The sequence below is a fragment of the Mesorhizobium sp. B2-6-2 genome, from assembly GCF_006440615.1.
Lineage (GTDB): Bacteria > Pseudomonadota > Alphaproteobacteria > Rhizobiales > Rhizobiaceae > Mesorhizobium.
On sequence record NZ_VFUG01000010.1, the window covers coordinates 11999 to 30346 of the forward strand.

Sequence of the window (18348 nt, forward strand, 5' to 3'; positions counted from 1 at the left end):
CCATCCATTGTGCTCACGCACGTCTCTGGATGCTCATGCACCATCTGCTGGATGCCCACGCACCATCTATTGTTCCATTGCCGCTTGTGCAATGGGCTCAGGACAATCAGGATACCGCGGCCAAACCGTCCAAAGCGACCGGAAGGGGTTCCGGTCGCTGGAACAGTGTCACGTTCTGACGAAGTGGGCTTGGCCGCGCGCGCTTCAGCGCCGGGCTAATGGGGGAAGGATGGATTATTTTGTCGACGGAGAGTTTACCCATGACTGGACCTCCCATCACCTGAAGCTTTGGGAGGAGTTTCTCGGCGACAAGGCCGGCACGGCGACGGCTGTGCTCGAAATCGGCTCGTTCGAGGGGCGTTCCGCGCTATTTTTCCTGCAATTCCTGCCAAAATCCCGCATTACCTGCGTGGACAGCTTCCAGGGCAGCGAAGAGCATCTCGAGCCTGGCTCGAAGCATGAATCGGATATGGCCGAGGTCGAACGACGCTTCGACCGCAACCTCAAGCCCTTCGCCGGCCGGGTCGAGAAACGCAAAGGCCATTCGTTAACGATCCTGCCCGGCCTTGCCGGCGAAGGACGGCTGTATGACGTGGTCTATGTCGACGGCGACCATTGCGCCACGTCCGCCTACAGCGATGCCCGACTGGCCTGGGACCTGCTCGACAATGACGGTGTCATGATCCTGGACGACTACCGGTGGGGGCCGGATCTGCCGCTGGCCAGGCGTCCCCAGGCAGGGATCGAAGCCTTTCTGAGCCAGGTCGCCGGAGAATGCGAGCTGTTGCACCGGGGCCAGCAGATCGTCATTCGCAAGAGCGAGATCGTCGCGGCCAAATCATTCACGATCGCCGGCCGCGACATTGACGGGCTCGCCGGCGGCGCGCTGTCGCCGCCGCTGGTCAGCTTCGTCGTCATCAACTGGAACTACGGCGGCTATGTCGGCGCGACGATCGATTCCATACGCCGGCAGGACTACCCGCATTTCGAGTGCATCGTCATCAACAACGGCTCGACCGATGACAGCGCGGAGGTGATTGCCCGGCATATTGAAGGCGATCCGCGTTTCCGGGTCGAGACGCTGGCGCAGAACCACGGCCAACTCGGCGCCGCCCTATGGGCTCTGGACAAGGTGAACGGCGGATTCGTCACCTTCGTGGACGCGGACGACGTGCTGTTCGACAACTACGCTTCGACGCACATCCAGGTGCATATGGCATTGCAACGAAGCGTCGGCTTCACTTCGGCCAACGTCGCAGAGATGGACTCGACAGGCACAGCCCTGACGGCCTCGTACCAGCAACTCCGGCTGAACAGACCGGGCGCGCAGCGAGGCCTGCGAGGTGAGCGGACCGTGCTGCGGCTGCCGACCGTCTCCCCGTCTCAATACCGGCTCCTCGACACCAGCACGGCGACCATACCGCGTGGGCACGTCGGCTGGCTCTGGGCGCCGGGCAGCGCCAACATGTTCCGCACCTCGGTCCTGCGTCTGTTGCGGTTGGACGATGGCGGCAATTCTTGGATGACGTCGGCCGACGGCTATTTCAATACGATATGCCATGCGGTTGCCGGCAGCGCGCTGATCGACATGCCCTTGTCCGGCTATCGCCTGCACTCAAGCAATTATTTCGCCACGGGCGAAAGCATGGAGGGCATTCGCACCGGTACCAGAGAATACGCGGCCAAATTGCGGAAATTCACATATGAAAGCGTCAAGTATCTGATCGAAGGAAGCGAAAGGTTCGACTGGCTCTTAGGGGGCGAGTTCTGGCCGGTCGTGGACCGGGTCACGCGAGAAAACCCCGACAGGCTGCGCGACTATTTCAGCGACGAGATCGCGGTCGAGATATTCAAGCGCAACGCGCCGCAATTAAGGTCTGTTTTCGGTGCCAGGAGGTTCGGCAGAGAGGTCCTGGTCCGCTTTTCCGGAGCCCAGGCAAGATTTATCCTCAGAGCCGGTTTCGGAGGCCGAATTCCGATGCGCGTCCTGTCGAAATCGCTGTTCGGCGATGTCCGCATCTCTCTGAGGATCGGACGGAAGCGACAATGACCGCGCCGAAGATCAGCTTCGTCATCATCAACCACAATTACGGCCAGTATGTCGGCCAGGCGATATCGAGCGTTCTGTCGCAGGACTACGCCGAGTTCGAATGCGTTGTCCTCGACAACGCCTCGACCGATTCAAGTCGGGATGCGATCAGGCAATTCGAAAACGCGGACAACAGGTTGCGCATCGAATATCTGGACAGAAACCTCAATCAAATGGGTGGCTTTCTGCATGTCATCGACCGGCTGTCGGGCGAGTTGGTCTGTATCGTCGATGCCGACGATTTCCTATTTGCGAACTTCGCCGCGTTTCACGTCCAGCTTCACCTCGATTGCGGCGAGCGTATCGCGGTGACATCGGGCGGCGTTTGTGAGGTTGATGGAACCGGCGCCATGCTGACGCCAAGCTACGCATTCTTTTTGCATAGCAAGGCCGGCACGGCGATGTGTCCCGGCGACGCCGAGGGTGTGCCGCGTTTGTTAAGCCAGTCTGACCGGGAGCTGTTGTGGCGACAATCGACACTCATCGCGCCACACGAACATGGGTGGCATTGGTCGCCAGGTACGGCGAACATGTACAAACTATCGTTCCTGAAACGGGCACGGCCAATGTTGAATGTGGTCAATTCAACGTCCACCGACAACTATTTCATGCCGTTCCTGAGCGCGTTGAGCGGCTCGGCTTGCATCGACATACCGCTTTCGGCCTATCGGATACACGGCAGGAATCGCTACAGTGTCATTCCGGCAGGCCCGGGCTTAAGGCCGACCAGCAAACAATCCGCCGCGCGCACCTATGCAGACAGGAAGGCAATGGTCCGGACTCTGGCGTCGCGTGCCCGCGATTTCGTTTCCACGCACGCCGAGACGTTCTGGATGATAATGGACGCCGCGCCTGTCCCCGACGGGGTTTCCCGGCATGACTATTTCAACGATCCAGTTGTCCAGGACATTTTGCGCGAACATTTTGACGAACTCGTCGCTGCGTGCGGCAAAACACAAACCAGCAAAGCATTGCGTGCGCGCATGGGGCGAAAGAGCCACGACGTGTTCATGGCCAGGGTGCGCGATGGAAATGCCCCCGCGAACAGGACAGCGCCATGAAGTGCTTGCAGCTCAGTGGCTGGCCACCGGCGCCCAGATCACGTCGTCGATCCTTGCGGCTCCCGTCGCCAGCATCACCAGCCGGTCGAAGCCGAGGGCCGAGCCGCTGGCTTGCGGCATGATGGCCAGAGCGGCGAGGAAATCCTCGTCCAGCGGATAGCGCTCGCCATAGACGCGTTCTTTCTCGTCCATCTCGGCGGCGAAGCGGCGGCGCTGCTCGGCTGCGTCGGTGAGCTCGCCGAAGGCATTGGCAAGCTCGACGCCGCAGCAATAGAGCTCGAAGCGCTCGGCAACGCGCGGATCTTCAGCGCTCGGCCGGGCGAGCGCCGCTTCCGAAATCGGATAGCCGCATAAGATGGTGGCCCGCCCCTGCCCCAGCACCGGCTCGACTTTTTCGACCATCACCCGGCTGAACAGGTCGGCCCAGTTGTCGTCGGGCGCAGTGCGCAGGCCGGCGCGGACCAGTGCCTCGTGAAGGGCGTCGCGGTCGGTGCTGCCGTCGGCCGATACGGTCGCGAGCAGGTCGATGCCGGCGTGGCGCAGGAAAGCCTCCGCCACGCTCAGCCGCTCCGGCTCGGCGAACGGATCGGCCTCGCGGCCGCGAAAACGGAAACTCTTGGCACCGGCCTTTTCCGCGGCAAGCGCCAGGAATTCGGCGCAGTCGGCCGTCAGACGCTCAACTGTATCGCCGACGCGGTACCATTCGAGCATGGTGAACTCGGGGTGGTGCAGCGGCCCGCGCTCGCGGTTGCGCCAGACCGGGCCGAGGCTGAAGATGCGTTCCTCGCCGGCGGCGAGCAGCTTCTTGCAGGCGAATTCCGGCGAGGTGTGGAGATAGAGCTGCCGGCGCGATGCGTCGGGCCCGATCGCCTCGGTGGCGAAGGCGGCGAGATGCGCCTCGTTGCCCGGCGAAACCTGCAGGGCCGAGGTCGTCACCTCGACGAAATCGCGCTGCGCGAACCAGCCGCGCAGGGCGGCGGCGATGGCATTGCGCGCCATCAGCCGGGGCCGGCGGTCGGCATGGATATGCGGCGTCCACCAGGGCGAAGCGGCGGTCATGGGCAGGAAAATCGCCCGACAGGCTGGCGGTTCGGCGCAAGATGCGCTAGGGCGCACGCGATGGCCGCCGTCGCCGCTTCGCGGAAATCGACGCTTGCAGGCCGAAAAACTCGAACGGGATCGAATATCGTGGTCAAGGTCATCGCCAGTTCCTTACGCAAAGGCAACGTCGTCGATAAGGACGGCAAGCTGTATGTCATCCTCTTTGCCGAAAACATCCACCCTGGCAAGGGCACCCCGGTGACCCAGCTCGACATGCGCCGCATCGGCGACGGGGTGAAGGTCTCGGAGCGCTACCGTACGACCGAAATGGTCGAGCGCGCCTATGTCGAGGAGCGCGAGCACACCTTCCTCTATTCCGATGGCGAAGGTTTTCACTTCATGAACCCGGAAAGCTACGACCAGGTCGTGGCTTCCGAAGCCGTGGTCGGCGACATGGCGCCTTACCTGCAGGAAGGCATGGCCGTGCAACTCGCGCAGTTCAACGGCGTGCCGATCTCGCTGGTGCTGCCGCAGCGCGCCACCTTCGAGGTGGTCGACACCGAGCCGGTCACCAAGGGACAGACGGCGTCTTCGTCCTACAAGCCGGCGATGCTCTCCAACGGCGTGCGCACAGCCGTGCCGCCACATATCTCGGCCGGCACGCGCGTGGTGGTGATGACCGCCGACGGTTCTTACGTCGAGCGCGCCAAGGACTGAGATTTTAGGTCGATTTGTAATGGCTCGCCTGAGCATAGGCGGGCCTGCAATCATGCATAGTTGGCTTTTTTGACCCGTATCCGCCAGTTTCGCCTGCGGACGATGGCTTTACGCCTCACTTCAGCGGCGCGAACCACGAATGCCGGCACCTGAAAGCTGAAATATTGTTGGCACCAAAGGCCCGCGCCGCCTCATGGGCATCTGCTGATTGCCCAAATACCCAGCGCACGCTGCGTTTTATCAAAGGCAGTTACACCCCCGAACGTTTAGCGAAAGGCGAGGACGCTTGTAGCGCCGCATCATTCCTTTGATGGATTTCAGAGGCCAAAAAGCAAGATAGCGTGCGGCGCGCGGAACGGGCGCGGTCGCCGTCATGCAAATAAGCAACAAACAAGCTCCTGCTTTGCAGGCAGTGATGAAAGAGGCCAAACGCGCCATAACGCCGCTTATCTGGTTCAGCGGCGGCATCAATATATTGATGCTCACCAGCTCGTTCTACATGCTTCAAGTCTACCACCGGGTGCTATCCAGCCACAGCGTGGAAACTCTAGCAGCGCTGTCGTTAATGGCCTGCGCGGCGATGCTGACAATGGCAGGGCTCGAAATGGTACGCGCCCGCCTGCTCTCAACCGTAGGCGCCTGGATGAACTCGAGGCTGGCCCCAGTCCTGTTGACCGCGTCAGTAGAGCAGTCGGCCGCCGCGCCGGGTCAGGGCAGCACGCGGTCTCTGCGCGATCTCGACCAAGTGCGGAATTTCTTCACCAGCCCGAGCATCTACCCAATCCTCGACGCACCGTGGGCACCAATCTTCTTCATCGCCATCTTCTTCATGCATCCGTGGCTCGGTTGGTTGGCGCTGGCCGGCGGGTGTGTGTTGTTCGCGCTGGCATTGCTCAACGAACTCGCTACCCGCAAACCGCTCACAGAGGCCGGCAACGCACAGGTGAGGGCCTTCATCCAAGCTGACTCGACAGTCCGCAACGCCGAGGTCGTCCAGGCCATGGGTATGCTGCGGCCATTGCTCGCCAGATGGCAAGAACAGCAGGATGAGGCGAGCATCGGACAAGCCGCCGCCGGCAACCGCGCCAGCGCAATCGCGTCTGTCGCGCGTTTCTGTCGGATGGCCTTGCAAATGGCGGTGCTCGGCCTCGGCTCTTACCTGGTGTTGCAGAACGAGGCCTCTCCCGGCGTCATGATTTCATCCTCAATCCTGATGGGTCGCGCCTTGGCCCCGGTGGAGCAAGCGATCACCACGTGGAAGGCGACGCTCGGGGCACGCGCCGCTTACAAGCGTCTTACCGCGTTTGTCGGCCAGCGACCTGAGACCAAAGCAGTGTGGTCTTTGCCACGCCCACAAGGAAAGCTCGAGGCAGAGAGTATTGTCCTCGCCCGGCAGGGTGGTGGTGAGCCTGTCTTGAAAGGCGTGAGTTTCCAACTCAAGGCCGGCGAAGTGATGGCGCTGATCGGCCCGAGCGCATCCGGCAAGACAAGCCTGGCTCGCGTTCTCGCCGGTGCTTGGCGCCCATCAGCCGGCCGCGCTTTGCTCGACGGCATGGACGTCGCCGAGTGGCCCGCCGAGGACCGTGGTCGGCACGTCGGGTATTTGCCGCAGGACATCGAGTTGTTCGCCGGCACGATCACCGAGAACATCGCCCGCTTCGCGAAGCTCAGTCCCGCGGTCTTCAACAGCGTGATCAAGGCCGCGCATCTGGCGGGCGTTCACGAATTGATCAAGGGCTTGCCGAAAGGCTACGAAACTCAAGTAGGGGATTCAGGCGCATCGCTGTCAGGCGGTCAGCGCCAACGAATCGGGCTGGCGCGGGCACTTTACGGCGATCCGGCCCTCATCATCCTGGACGAACCGAATTCCAACCTCGATCGCGAGGGCGAAGACGCGCTGATAGCCGCTATCAGCGCAGCTAAGGCGACGGGCACCACGATGATCCTGATCGCACACCGCCCAAGCATCATGGAGAAAGTCGACAAGGTGCTGGTGCTCAACCAGGGCAGACAAGAATTATTCGGGGCGCGTGACACGGTCTTCAACGAACTCGCCGCCCGCGCCAGGAGAGTGGCCCAGCTGCCCAACACCACTCACGTCACGGCGGTCACGTCATGACCCGCGCAAACCCAGCAGACAACGATATGAACATAGTCGCTCTCCCCCAGCCACTGCCACCCCCGCCGACGTTGCAACCGCTCCGTCTCAGAGCCGTCACGAACGCCGGTTTCTCAATCATGTTCCTGTTCTTCGGCGTGGCCGGCGGCTGGGCGGCCCTGGCACCGCTCGACAGCGCGGCGGTGACGACCGGAGTGGTCAAGGTCGACGGCGACCGCAAACTCATCCAGCACCTCGAGGGCGGCATTATCGCCGAACTGGACGCCGTCAACGGCGATGTCGTCAAGAAGGGCAAAGTGCTCATCCGTCTCGACAACACGCAAGCCAAGGCTCAACTGGACTCGATCCAAAACAAGATCGCCACACGCGAGGCGCTCGTCGCCCGTCTCCGGGCCGAACGCGATGGCAAGGACACGATCGAGTTCGACCAGGCATTGCTCGACAACCCGGACCCTGCCGTCAAGGACGCGGTGGCCACTCAACGTGACGTCTTCAACGCGAAGCACCGCAACCTGAAGGACGAGAAGGCAATCCTCGACGAACGCCGCCAGCAGACCGCCGAGCAAATTACCGGACTGCAACAGCTTATCGCGACCGAGGACAAGCGGATCGCGGCATTCGCGAACGAGAACAAAGACCTCGAGACTTTGCTCAGCAAGGGGCTCACCACCCGCGAACGCAACCTGACGCTCACCCAGCAACAACGCCAGACCGAGGGAGAACGTGCCACGAATGTCGCATCGATCGCCCGCGCCCGCAGCTCGATCGCCGAAATCGACATGCAAATCCTCAACCTTACAACTCAACAATTGAACGAATCCGTTGACGAATTGAGCAAGGTCGAAGCGGAGCTGTTCGACTTCCGGCAGCAAGCGCGCGCGACCGAGGATGTCCTCAAGCGCACCGACATCACCGCGCCCGTCGATGGAATCATAATGGACGTGAAAGTTCACACGGCGGGCGGAGTGGTGAAACCCGGCGACACGCTGATGACGGTCGTGCCGCTCGGCGAGAAGCTGGTTGTCGAGACAATGGTCAAGCCCGAGGACGTCGAGACGGTCGCCCCTGGCCAGACGGCCTATGTCAGCTTCCCGGCATTCGCCAAATACAACCTGCCGCAGCTCAGCGGAGTTGTGGAAACGGTGTCGGCCGATCGATTGGTGGATGAGCGCACGAACGCTCCCTACTTCTCCGCGACGGTGATCATCAACAAGAGCGAACTGGCCAAGCTTGACGGTCGCCGGCTGCTGCCGGGCATGACGAGCGAGGCCATGATCAAGACCGGTACCCGCACGGTGCTGGCTTATCTCGCCGAACCGCTCACGCAAAACATCCGTCGCTCTTTGCGTGAGAAATAATGCAAACATCAGTGGCTCGCGTGCGTATCCATGTCACAACAAGGGAGGATCCAGATTAAAGACACAAGTCTACACCTCACTCGTTATGTCCATTCCCACACCATAGAGTTATAAATCGCACAATTGTGTGCGCAGTAGGGAGGAAATACCGTGGCGAAAAATCCAGTAATTATAACAATCGGCCCCGATTTCTCACTGTCAGCGGCCAGCGTCGACCTGAACTTGCATAACCACACAGTGCAGCTCGAAGAGAACCCCCCGAGCGCGACAGTCGTCGACGAGTCCGCTTACTTCGCCGGCAGTAACGGCATCGCCTACACCACTGACTTCACCAACCCCACCGGGGATTATCTCCGTGTTTACACCGGCTCGGAATTCTCAGACCGAATGATCGGCGACGATCTCCTCAACCATCTTCTCGGCGGCGGCGGCAACGATTTCCTATACGGCGGCGGCGGTAACGATTGGATTGAAGGCGGTGACGGCAGCGATTCTATTGCCGGTGACGCCGGCGACGATTCCCTCTATGGCAACGCCGGCGACGACACCATCAAAGGTGGTGACGGTAACGACTTTATCAGAGCCGGTGACGGTAACGATATCATCAACGGCGGGGCCGGTGATGACGCCATCTATACCAGTGACGACAGCCAAGCCCACTACTCCCCCGGTGTCGACATAGTCAATGGCGGTGGCGGCAACGATTTTATCAGGGCCGGCCGTGACGGCGGCATATTCAATGGCGACGCTGGCAACGACACCATCACCGGCAGCGAGGGCCAGGACACTATCAACGGCGGGGCCGGCAACGACACCCTCTACGGCGACAACGGCGCTATGAATCGCAACAGCACCGACACCATCCACGGCGGTGCCGGTGATGATTATATCGAAGGTGACGTCATGTTTCTCCCGTCCGGCAGAGCTAACTTCCTGTACGGTGACGGGGGCAACGACACCATCGTCGGGTTTATCGGTGACGACACCATCAACGGTGGGGCCGGCAACGACACCATCGAAGGGGGTAGGGCAAATTTCTCGATCAATTCCGGCAGCGACACCCTGACGGGCGGCGGGGGTAACGACACCTTCGTCTTCCACAGCCACACCTTCGTCGCCGGCCAACATGACGTCATCACCGACTTCAAACACGGTGACGATAAGTTCGACCTGAGGGACACTCACGACACCGCGTTCCTGCAAGGCCCCAACTTTAACTCGGCACAGTCGGCTATCGATTATCTCCACGCGCACAATCTCTCTGTCGAGAGTACAGTAGTAAAGGTCATCGACGGTTCTGCCGTCGACCTCGTCAGTTTTAGCGACGACGCCGGCACCCTCGACCTCAACGTGTCGGTAAGCGCGTCGGCGGCGGCGCATATCACACAGGCGGACTTCCTCTTCGGCGCTCTGGTGTAACCTACAGTGAGGGGCGGTGCACAAGTCGCCCCCCCCAACACCTGATAGTGAGATACACGTATGCGGACAGAGGTAGGGAGTGCGCGGTTTAGGGGGTGCCCGAAGCGGTATCAGAGCCGACCTGGCCGCCTCCATACACCTCGGCCTCGGGCGGCGATAATACAGACGGCTTCCAAATCTCCGACGGGCTCGGCGGCGTGGACAAAGTCTGCTGCCGGGTATGTCGAGCGAGGCCATGATCAAGACCGGCACCCGCACCGTGCTGGCATATCTTGCCGAACCGCTCACGCAAAATATCCGTCGCTCATTGCGCGAGAAATGAAATCTTCAACAGCTCCGTACGCATCCTTTTCACAACAAAGGAGAACCCAGACCAAAGACACATATTTCATATCCGCAGTGTAGCGCCACAACGCGCACAATCTTGTGCACAACAGGGAGATGAATACCATGACTAAAAAGCCAGTCTTAGTATCAGTCGGCCCGGACTTCTCGCAGTCGACGGCGAGTGTCGACTTGAATCTGCACGCCCACACAGTCCAATTCGAAGAGAACATCCCGCCGAGCGCGACAGTCACCGACGAGGCCGCTTATTTCGCCGGCGGGACCGCATACACCACCGATTTCACGTACCCCGGCACCTGGTTCGGATCGGCTTTCTCCGACCGAATGATCGGTGACGATCTCACCAACCTATTTTCCGGTGGCCCCGGCAACGATTTCCTCCACGGCGGCGCCGGTGCCGACGCCCTCAACGGCGATGACGGCAACGATTTTATCACCGGCGGGGCCGGGAATGATCTTCTCGACGGCGGCGCCGGCAACGACACGATCAATGGCGGCGCTGACAACGACACAATCCGAGGCGGTATCGACAGCGACGTGATTCACGGCGGTACCGGGGACGACACTATCTACGGCGGCAGCGGGATTCGCCCGAGCGACGGTCAGGATCACACTCCCGGCGACACGAACGACACACTCTACGGCGGCGCCGGCAACGACACGATCTTCGGCAACGCCGGGGACGACTATATCGATGGCGGTGCCGGCAACGACACCCTCTACGGCGACGACACCGCCACGTCCCCCACCAGCGGTAACGACACCATCCACGGCGGTGCCGGCGATGACGTGGTAGAAGATAGTCACGGTACCAACACCCTGTACGGCGATGCCGGGAATGACACGATATTGGGTGGAGACCAGAACGACACCATCTATGGCGGCAGGGGCGCCGACATCATCCTCGGCGGCACAGGCGCGGACTGGATGTCGGCGAATAACGGCATCACCACCGGGGACGGCGCCCGGGACACCTTTGTCTTCTTCCCGGGCGACTCATCGGCTACCGTGCAGGACACCGTCCAGGGGTTCAAGCATGGCGAGGACAAAATCGATCTGCATGAATCGCGGCACGTCGCTTTGATCGTTAACGACGCTGCCGGTAGTAGCGGAACTTTCGTCTCGTCTCAGGCAGCTCTCGACTATCTTCACGCACACAACATATCCGCCGAAGGAGCAGTGGTGAAAGTCGACACCGGCAGCAGCGGGCTCATTGTCGGTTTCAGCGACGACGCCGGTACAATCGACCTAAACGTGGCGGTAGGCGAGACGGCGGCAGCTCACATCACTGAATCAGACTTCCTCTTCGCGTAGAAAAGTTGCGCCTGTAAAATTTGCAGTGGAGTACGAGCGCCAATTCTCGGTTATTGGGGTCAGCCCTTTTGGAGCGCGGCGCTCCGGCGGGGCGGCTGCGTAATGCCGACAACAGAGAGCCTCCCGACGCCGATCGAGATGCGCGATCGTCCCGTCCTTGAACCGAACCCAAAGGCGGGCATCGGCAGCGCCGGCGCCTTGAGCAGAGTTGCGCCATAGCAAATTGATGATGCACTTTCCCGGAAAGTTCGCCGTTAGATTTACGCGGCGCCGGAACTGTTCCGAAATTACCGAAACGTCTACTATGTCTGCATGCACGGGACTCGCATCGCTTTTGGTCCGTTCGTACTCGACCCCGACATCGGGACGCTCCTTAGGGAGGAGATCCCGGTCGCTGTTGGGCATCGTGGACTGACGCTGCTTGCTGCGCTTGCGGCACGGCCCGGCGAGATCCTGACCAAGGCCGAGCTGCTGGACGCCGCCTGGCCGGGAACCGCCGTTGAGGAAGGCAACCTTACCGTTCAAATTGCGACACTAAGGAAGGCACTCGGTACGGCTGATAATGGCGGTGAGTGGATCGCCACGGTGCCTCGCGTCGGCTACCGCTTCACCGGGACTGTCAAGCCGGTGGCGAGCGCGTCCTACAAACCGATACCACCGTCCGGCAAGCCTTCGATCGCGGTGCTGCCTTTTGCCAATCTGGGCGGCGATCAGGACCAGCAGTATCTCAGCGACGGCATAACCGAGGACATAATCACGGAGCTGGCCAGGTTTCGCTCCCTCCTCGTCATCGCGCGCAATTCGTCTTTTCAATTTCGCCATCCGGCAATGGACATCGCCGAAGTACATCGCACACTCGGAGTTCGCTATCTCGTCGAAGGCAGCATAAGAAAACTCGGTGATCGCATTCGGATCACCACACAACTGATCGACGCCGCCACCGGCACCCATCTGTGGGCCCAACGCTACGATCGGGCCCTTAACGACATCTTCGCGTTGCAAGACGAGGTTGCGGCGCTTATCGCCTCGATGGTTGAAGGGCAAGCGGAGGCGGAATCGGCGACCCGCACCAGACGCAAGCCACCCGCCGATTGGGATGCATACGACTACTACCTGCAGGGGCGCGCGCACTTTTACCGATATGAGCTGGAAAAGTCCGAGCCTCTCTTCGTCCGGTCCGTCGATCTCGATCCGACATTCGCTCAAGCCCACGCCTTCCTCGCGCAGGCCCTCGTCGGCAGATTTTGGTACGACAACGATTCGCGGACGCTACAGAAGGCCTGGGACTCGGCACGGACGGCGCTGTCTCTCGACAGAAGCGATGGCGTCTGTCACCAGAGCATGGGGCTGGTGCTTGTACACATGCGCCAGCATAGCGATGCCGGAGTGCATTTTGAGCTCGCGCGCTCGTTGAACCCGCTAGACGTGAATATAGCTGGGGATTACGCAAGCTGGCTCAACTACGGCGGACGGGCCGAGACGGCACTCGACGTGCTCGAAACCGCGCTCCTGCGCGAGCCGTTGCCTCCGGTGTGGTTCTGGGAGGTGAAGGGCAGCTCTCTGTTCCTGCTTGGAAGGTACTCGGAAGCTGTCGGTTCGTATCGGAAGGCCGGTGACCAATTCTTCATTCACGCCTTCCTCGCAGCGTCATACGCACATTTGGGCGAGATGGAGAAGGCTCGCGCTGAAGTCGAGGAAGCACTGACAAGGAAACACGACCTGACTGTCCGGCTGATTTCAGGTCTCCCGTTCACCGATCAAGTCGCCCTTGAGCTTTTCACGTCGGGCTTCAGAAAGGCCGGTTTTCCCGTGTGAACGTATCTACGATCCCAGCCTATCTCGACTTTGGTAAACACGCGGACGATCCTGATACCCCGCAGGACAGCAGGCCCGCCTGCAACCAAGCGAGCCGCGGTCAGCACGGTTGCCCGCCGTCTGGATGTTAGGCTCTCACCCGAAGCGATAAGGCGATCCTGCCAGCGATGACAGGTACAAAGTGGTGACCTTGGCCCCAAAGCCCAGCTTGGCTAGACTTCGAAAGATGCTGGACGCCATTCACCACGTCGCGCTTATCTGCACCGACTACGATCGGTCGCGACGGTTCTATGTCGAGCTCCTCGGCCTGGACCTGATCCGCGAGGTCTATCGGGAGGAGCGGCAGTCCTGGAAGGCCGACCTGCGGATCGGATCCGCCCAGCTGGAATTGTTTTCCTTCCCTGCCCCAGCGCCGCGGCCGTCTTATCCAGAGGCGACAGGGCTGCGGCACTTGGCATTTGCTGTGGGGAACCTCGAAGCCGTAGTTGTGCGCCTGGAAGCCGCCGGCGTTGCCGTAGAGCCAATCCGGATCGACCCATATACGGATCGGCGCTTCACTTTCTTTAGCGACCCGGATGGACTGCCGTTGGAACTCTACGAAGCGCAATAAAGTACCGTCTAATACGACCGTCGGCGTATCGCGCGCAGCAGCAATCCAGGCGGAACCCTAAGGCGGGTGACCAGTTGAAGGGGGATTGGAAAGGAGACAACGTCATGGCCGACGGTTCCGCCTTGCAACCCGCTGCTGCGATCGCTCACAAGAACCGCGCCCGCCAGCCGAACGAGAGCGCCGAGTACCGCAAGGCGCGCGAGGCCCTGTTGATCGAGGAGATCGAACTCAACCGCCACATCGCGCGCGTCGCCGCCCAGCGTCGCGCCCTGCCGCCTGGCGGCGAGGTGAAGGGCGACTATCAGTTCATCGGCGAAGCCAGTAGCGTGGCCGGCGCTAATCCCGTCGGCTTCGAGGAGCTCTTCGGCGATAAGGACACTCTGTTCGTCTACAACTGGATGTATGGCCCCAAGCGCCAGCGCCCTTGCCCCATGTGCACCGCGCTGCTGAGCTGCATGGACGGCAACGCCGACCACCTCCGCCAGCGAATCGCCCTCGCCGTCGTCGGCCTTTCGGCCATCGAGCGGCAGATCGCCTTCAAGGTAGAGCGTGGCTGGAAGAACCTGCCTTTCTACGCCGACGTCAACGGGAATTTTAGCCGGGATTACCACGCGATCATGGACGATGGGACCGACACCGCCGCCGAGAACGTCTTCACCTGGCGCGACGGAACCATTCGGCACTTCTGGGGCGCGGAATTAGGTTTCGAGTCAGCCGATCCAGGCAAAGACCCGACAACCGAGCCGGACTTGATGATGCTGTGGAACGTCCTGGACTGGACGCCGGAAGGTCGCGGGACCGACTGGTACCCGAAGATCACCTACTAAGCGGTCGAGATGGTTTGCCAGGGTCTGGCGTAGCGGAAAGGGTGGAGACCTGCCAATCCGCTCGCGGTCCCGCTTAAGGCATTCGCCAGTTTGTCATCAAGCGTCTGCAACTGGCGCTCAGCGGTCTATCCGCTTGCGAGCGTTCGGCGTAGCGGCTTATGCCGATGCTGAATCAGAGTCGACATGATCTGAAAACTGCCGGTCGGCTCCCTTCGGAGACGTGACGATGAGAGCACGGCGGCGTAGAGTATGTGCGCCGAGAATAGAGTAGCAGGGTGGTGTCTCCTGCGCCCGTAAGGGTTCTTCCCCGCCACGGCGTCAAAATCCCAAGATGGGTGATGGCGCGTGGCCTCGTGGTTCGCTCCATCACCAACAGGAGCGATTATGAACTACCTTTACCTAGCGGGTGCGATTGTAGCCGAAGTCGTCGGCACCGGCTTTATGAAGCAGTCGGACGGCTTTTCGAGACTGGTCCCAAGCACCATCACGACGGTCGCCTACGCAATCGCATTTTACTGTCTATCACAGACGTTAAAGACGATCCCGACGGGCGTCGCGTACGCCGTTTGGTCGGGGTCAGGCATTGTGCTCATCACTGCAATCGCTTGGGTGTTCCAGGGACAGAAATTGGACGTGCCCGCACTGCTGGGAATTGGATTGATAGTGGCAGGCGTAATTGTGATGAATATGTTCTCCAGGGCGGCAGGGCACTAAGTCGCGCGTCCGCTTTCCACCTAGTTGCGGACCTCCCCGTTTATGGGTTCACAGCCTAATTGGCCAGGATCAGGCAACCACTTCCACCGGCAGGCCGGCGGCTTTCCATTCCGGCATGCCGTCCTCCAGCCGGCGCGCGGAATGGCCGAGCGCGCGCAGCGCCGCGACCGCCTCGAAGGACATCACGCACCACGGGCCGCGGCAATAGGCGACGATTCCGCGGCCGATAGCGGCGTCGGTCGACCAGGCCCTGACTTTCCCCAGCGGGACATTGATGGCGCCCGGCACATGGCCGAGCGCGAACTCGTCGGCCGGGCGGACGTCGATCAGCGTCACCAGTCCCTCGCGCATCAGCGTCTGAAGCTCGTCGCGCGTGACCGGCCGCATGTCGTCACGCGCGTCGAAATAGCCGCGCACGATGCGGTCGACCTCGGCGAGCTGCCGCTCGGCAAAGCCGCGCACAGCGGCGAAGGCGGAAAGCACGCTGTCGTCGGCGAGCGAATAATGCACGAACTTGCCGTCCCGCTCGGCCGAGACGATGCCGGCGCGGCGCAGCGCCTGTAGATGCTGGGAGATGTTGGCGATCGGCTGGCCGAGCTTCGCCGCGAGCGCCTCGACGCTGCGCGCGCCTTGCGCCAGATGCTCGATCATTTCCAGGCGCAGCGGATGACCGAGCGCCTTGGCGACGATCGAAAACTGCTCGTACAGCGCCTGTTTCGGATTGCGGATTGACATAGTTTTTTCGCTAACGCATCGTCATTCAATAGATTTGTTGAATGACAGTTTCAGCTCAGACTGTCAAGCAAGGGCACGCTGCCCGATACATTCGCCTGTTCGGAGGAAAAAGCGATGATTCTCAGGCAGTTCCTGCACACCGACCCGGTGGCCGCTTCCTATCTGTTCGGCTGCGGCGGCAAGACTTCCGCGGCCGTGGTCGATCCGCTCGGCGACATCGCGCCTTATATCGAGGCGGCGCGCGCGACAGGCATGCGCATCCTCTATGTCGTCGACACGCATATCCATGCCGACCACATCTCGGCCGGACGCGCGCTGGCCGAGGCGACCGGCGCGGAATACGTGCTGTTCGAAGGGGCCGAAGCAGGTTTCCCGTTCCGGCGTGTCAAGGATGGCGAGGTGCTCGAGCTCGGCAATGTCACGGCGATGGTCTTGCATACGCCGGGCCACACGCCAGAGCATCTGAGCCTGTTGGTCACCGACCGGACGCGGTCGGCCGAACCCTGGTTCGTGCTCACCGGGCACACGCTGATGGTCGGCGATCTCGGCCGCACCGAGCTTGCTTCAAGCGCCGAGGACGGGGCGCGCGCGCTTTATGCCAGCGTGCGCCGCCTGAAGGAGTTACCCGACCATATCGAGGTGCTGCCCGGCGCCTATTCCGGCTCGGTTTGCGGCCGCTCGCTGAGCGGCAAGCCGACGTCGACCATCGGCTTCGAGCGACGCTTCAACAAGGCCTTCCGCATCGAGGACGAAGGTGAGTTCGTCGCCGCCATGACCGCCGACATCCCTCCCCCGCCGCCGCAGGCCGCCCGGACCCGGGTCGTCAACGCCGGAGCGAAATCTTGAACATAGCGGCGTCTGCCGTCGCGCTCGGCCTCAAGGCCAACTGGAAGCAGTTTTCGCTCCTGGTGCTGATCAACGCCTTTGTCGGCGGCATGGTCGGCATCGAGCGGACCGTGGTGCCGCTGATCGGTGCGGAGGAGTTCGGCGTGGCCTCGACCACGTTGGTCGTCTCCTTCATCGTCAGCTTCGGCGTGGTCAAGGCCTGCGCCAACCTCGTCTCCGGCCAGCTTGCCGACAGATGGGGCCGCAAGCGCGTCCTGATCCTCGGCTGGCTGTTCGGCCTGCCGGTGCCCTTCATCATCATCTGGGCGCCGAGCTGGGGCTGGATCGTCGCCGCCAACGCGCTACTCGGCATCAACCAGGGCTTCGCCTGGTCGATGACGGTGATCATGAAGGTCGATCTGGTCGGACCGAAGTCGCGTGGGCTCGCCGTCGGCCTCAACGAGTTCGCCGGCTACCTCGCCGTCGGCGTCACTGCTTTCCTCACCGGGTATCTGGCGAGCCGCTACGGCTTTCGTCCCGTACCGATCTATCTCGGCGTCGGCTATGCGATCCTGGGTGCGGCGCTGTCGATCCTACTCGTGCGCGACACGCGCGAACATCTGCGGCTGGAGCTGGCCAATCATCCAAGACAAGCTTCCCCGCTCGGCTTCCGCGAGATTTTCATGCTGACCTCGTTCGGGGATCGCAATCTGTTCGCCGCATCGCAGGCCGGCCTGGTGAACAATCTGAACGACGGCATGAGCTGGGGGCTGTTTCCGCTCTTCTTCGTTGCCAATGGGCTCGGCATCGAGCGCATCGGCATCCTCAAGGCGGTCTATCCGGCGGTATGGGGCATCTTCCAGGTCGCCACCGGGCCGTTGAGCGACCGCTGGGGCCGCAAGGGGCTGATCGTCGCCGGCATGTGGGTGCAGGCGGCGGGGCTTTTCACCACCGCCATGACCCGCAATTTCGGCTGGTGGCTGCTGGCCAGCCTTTTGCTTGGTCTCGGCACGGCGATGGTCTATCCGTGCCTGATCGCGGCGGTGTCGGACGCATCGCATCCCTCCTGGCGGGCGCGCTCGCTCAGCGTCTACCGTTTCTGGCGCGACCTCGGCTACGCGATCGGGGCGCTGTCCGCCGGCCTGATCGCCGACTTTTTCGGCTTTGTCGCCGCGATTGCGGCCATTGCCGCATTGACCTTCCTGTCGGGCGCGATCGTCGCGGTGACGATGCGTGAGCCGCGTTCCGCCACCGTGGTTCCGACATTGGGCGACAGTTGAGACCGCTTGCGAAACGAGGGCCGCGTTTACGTTAATGGAAGCTTGATGCTGCGCGGGATGCGCCGGTCCGCTACAATCT

The 18348-nt window shown here is 61.6% G+C and carries 15 protein-coding genes; 13 read left to right on the forward strand and 2 right to left on the reverse strand.

Going from position 1 to position 18348, the window contains the following annotated elements; all coding sequences use genetic code 11:
- Nucleotides 1-7: 7 nt before the first annotated feature.
- Entirely contained in the window at nt 8-2050 is a 2043-nt protein-coding gene (locus FJ419_RS19425) for a glycosyltransferase (RefSeq protein WP_140696842.1), read from the forward strand.
- The gene (locus tag FJ419_RS19430) at nt 2047-3150 is read left to right on the forward strand and encodes a glycosyltransferase family A protein (protein WP_140696845.1); all 1104 of its coding nucleotides are present in this window, start codon (nt 2047-2049) and stop codon (nt 3148-3150) included. The genes FJ419_RS19425 and FJ419_RS19430 overlap by 4 nt, the downstream gene beginning before the upstream one ends.
- Before the next feature lie 12 nt (nt 3151-3162).
- Here FJ419_RS19430 and epmA read toward each other — a convergent pair whose 3' ends face one another.
- Nucleotides 3163-4209: an EF-P lysine aminoacylase EpmA gene (epmA, locus tag FJ419_RS19435; RefSeq protein WP_140696848.1), complete on the reverse strand. Its 1047-nt coding sequence runs from the start codon at nt 4207-4209 to the stop codon at nt 3163-3165.
- Between the two features lie 129 nt (nt 4210-4338).
- Here epmA and efp point away from each other — a divergent pair, with 129 nt between their 5' ends.
- The 9 genes from efp to FJ419_RS19485 all read left to right on the forward strand — a co-directional run bounded on the left by efp (nt 4339) and on the right by FJ419_RS19485 (nt 15429).
- Nucleotides 4339-4908 carry an elongation factor P gene (gene efp, locus FJ419_RS19440; RefSeq protein ID WP_140542739.1) on the forward strand — a complete coding sequence of 190 codons (570 nt, stop codon included), beginning with the start codon at nt 4339-4341 and terminating at the stop codon, nt 4906-4908.
- Between the two features lie 415 nt (nt 4909-5323).
- Nucleotides 5324-7027, forward strand: a complete 1704-nt coding sequence (locus FJ419_RS19445; protein WP_246679252.1) for a type I secretion system permease/ATPase — start codon at nt 5324-5326, stop codon at nt 7025-7027.
- A gap of 26 nt (nt 7028-7053) precedes the next feature.
- On the forward strand, nt 7054-8385 hold the full coding sequence (locus FJ419_RS19450; protein WP_181170765.1) for an HlyD family type I secretion periplasmic adaptor subunit: 1332 nt from the start codon (nt 7054-7056) through the stop codon (nt 8383-8385).
- 150 nt (nt 8386-8535) lie between these two features.
- On the forward strand, nt 8536-9804 hold the full coding sequence (locus FJ419_RS19455; protein WP_140696860.1) for a calcium-binding protein: 1269 nt from the start codon (nt 8536-8538) through the stop codon (nt 9802-9804).
- Between the two features lie 450 nt (nt 9805-10254).
- Nucleotides 10255-11463, forward strand: a complete 1209-nt coding sequence (locus FJ419_RS19465) for a calcium-binding protein (RefSeq protein WP_181170757.1) — start codon at nt 10255-10257, stop codon at nt 11461-11463.
- 312 nt (nt 11464-11775) lie between these two features.
- Nucleotides 11776-13278: a winged helix-turn-helix domain-containing tetratricopeptide repeat protein gene (locus tag FJ419_RS19470; protein WP_140696867.1), complete on the forward strand. Its 1503-nt coding sequence runs from the start codon at nt 11776-11778 to the stop codon at nt 13276-13278.
- A gap of 226 nt (nt 13279-13504) precedes the next feature.
- Complete coding sequence (locus FJ419_RS19475; RefSeq protein ID WP_140634128.1) at nt 13505-13888, forward strand: VOC family protein; 384 nt, start codon at nt 13505-13507, stop codon at nt 13886-13888.
- 104 nt (nt 13889-13992) lie between these two features.
- Entirely contained in the window at nt 13993-14715 is a 723-nt protein-coding gene (locus FJ419_RS19480; protein WP_140696870.1) for a DUF899 family protein, read from the forward strand.
- Nucleotides 14716-15096: 381 nt separating this feature from the next.
- Entirely contained in the window at nt 15097-15429 is a 333-nt protein-coding gene (locus tag FJ419_RS19485; RefSeq protein WP_210241671.1) for an SMR family transporter, read from the forward strand.
- 69 nt (nt 15430-15498) lie between these two features.
- Here the strand turns inward: FJ419_RS19485 and FJ419_RS19490 are convergent, their stop codons facing one another.
- Nucleotides 15499-16164: a metalloregulator ArsR/SmtB family transcription factor gene (locus FJ419_RS19490; RefSeq protein ID WP_140696876.1), complete on the reverse strand. Its 666-nt coding sequence runs from the start codon at nt 16162-16164 to the stop codon at nt 15499-15501.
- Between the two features lie 114 nt (nt 16165-16278).
- Between FJ419_RS19490 and FJ419_RS19495 the strand changes: the two genes are divergently transcribed.
- Together FJ419_RS19495 and FJ419_RS19500 are read left to right on the forward strand one after the other, a co-directional pair.
- On the forward strand, nt 16279-17010 hold the full coding sequence (locus FJ419_RS19495) for an MBL fold metallo-hydrolase (protein WP_140696879.1): 732 nt from the start codon (nt 16279-16281) through the stop codon (nt 17008-17010).
- A complete protein-coding gene (locus FJ419_RS19500; protein WP_246679253.1) occupies nt 17007-18269 on the forward strand; it encodes an MFS transporter in 1263 nt (420 codons plus the stop codon). Before FJ419_RS19495 ends, FJ419_RS19500 begins: the two co-directional genes overlap by 4 nt.
- Nucleotides 18270-18348 lie beyond the last annotated feature (79 nt).

Bases quoted from the DNA above. Each gene is read 5' to 3' on its own strand.
- FJ419_RS19445 (WP_246679252.1), top strand. From the start codon at position 5,324: ATGAAAGAGGCCAAACGCGCCATAACGCCGCTTATCTGGTTCAGCGGC.
- FJ419_RS19475 (WP_140634128.1), top strand. From the start codon at position 13,505: ATGCTGGACGCCATTCACCACGTCGCGCTTATCTGCACCGACTACGAT.
- FJ419_RS19480 (WP_140696870.1), top strand. From the start codon at position 13,993: ATGGCCGACGGTTCCGCCTTGCAACCCGCTGCTGCGATCGCTCACAAG.
- FJ419_RS19470 (WP_140696867.1), top strand. From the start codon at position 11,776: ATGCACGGGACTCGCATCGCTTTTGGTCCGTTCGTACTCGACCCCGAC.
- FJ419_RS19430 (WP_140696845.1), top strand. From the start codon at position 2,047: ATGACCGCGCCGAAGATCAGCTTCGTCATCATCAACCACAATTACGGC.
- FJ419_RS19495 (WP_140696879.1), top strand. From the start codon at position 16,279: ATGATTCTCAGGCAGTTCCTGCACACCGACCCGGTGGCCGCTTCCTAT.
- FJ419_RS19450 (WP_181170765.1), top strand. From the start codon at position 7,054: ATGAACATAGTCGCTCTCCCCCAGCCACTGCCACCCCCGCCGACGTTG.
- FJ419_RS19490 (WP_140696876.1), bottom strand. From the start codon at position 16,164: ATGTCAATCCGCAATCCGAAACAGGCGCTGTACGAGCAGTTTTCGATC.
- FJ419_RS19465 (WP_181170757.1), top strand. From the start codon at position 10,255: ATGACTAAAAAGCCAGTCTTAGTATCAGTCGGCCCGGACTTCTCGCAG.
- epmA (WP_140696848.1), bottom strand. From the start codon at position 4,209: ATGACCGCCGCTTCGCCCTGGTGGACGCCGCATATCCATGCCGACCGC.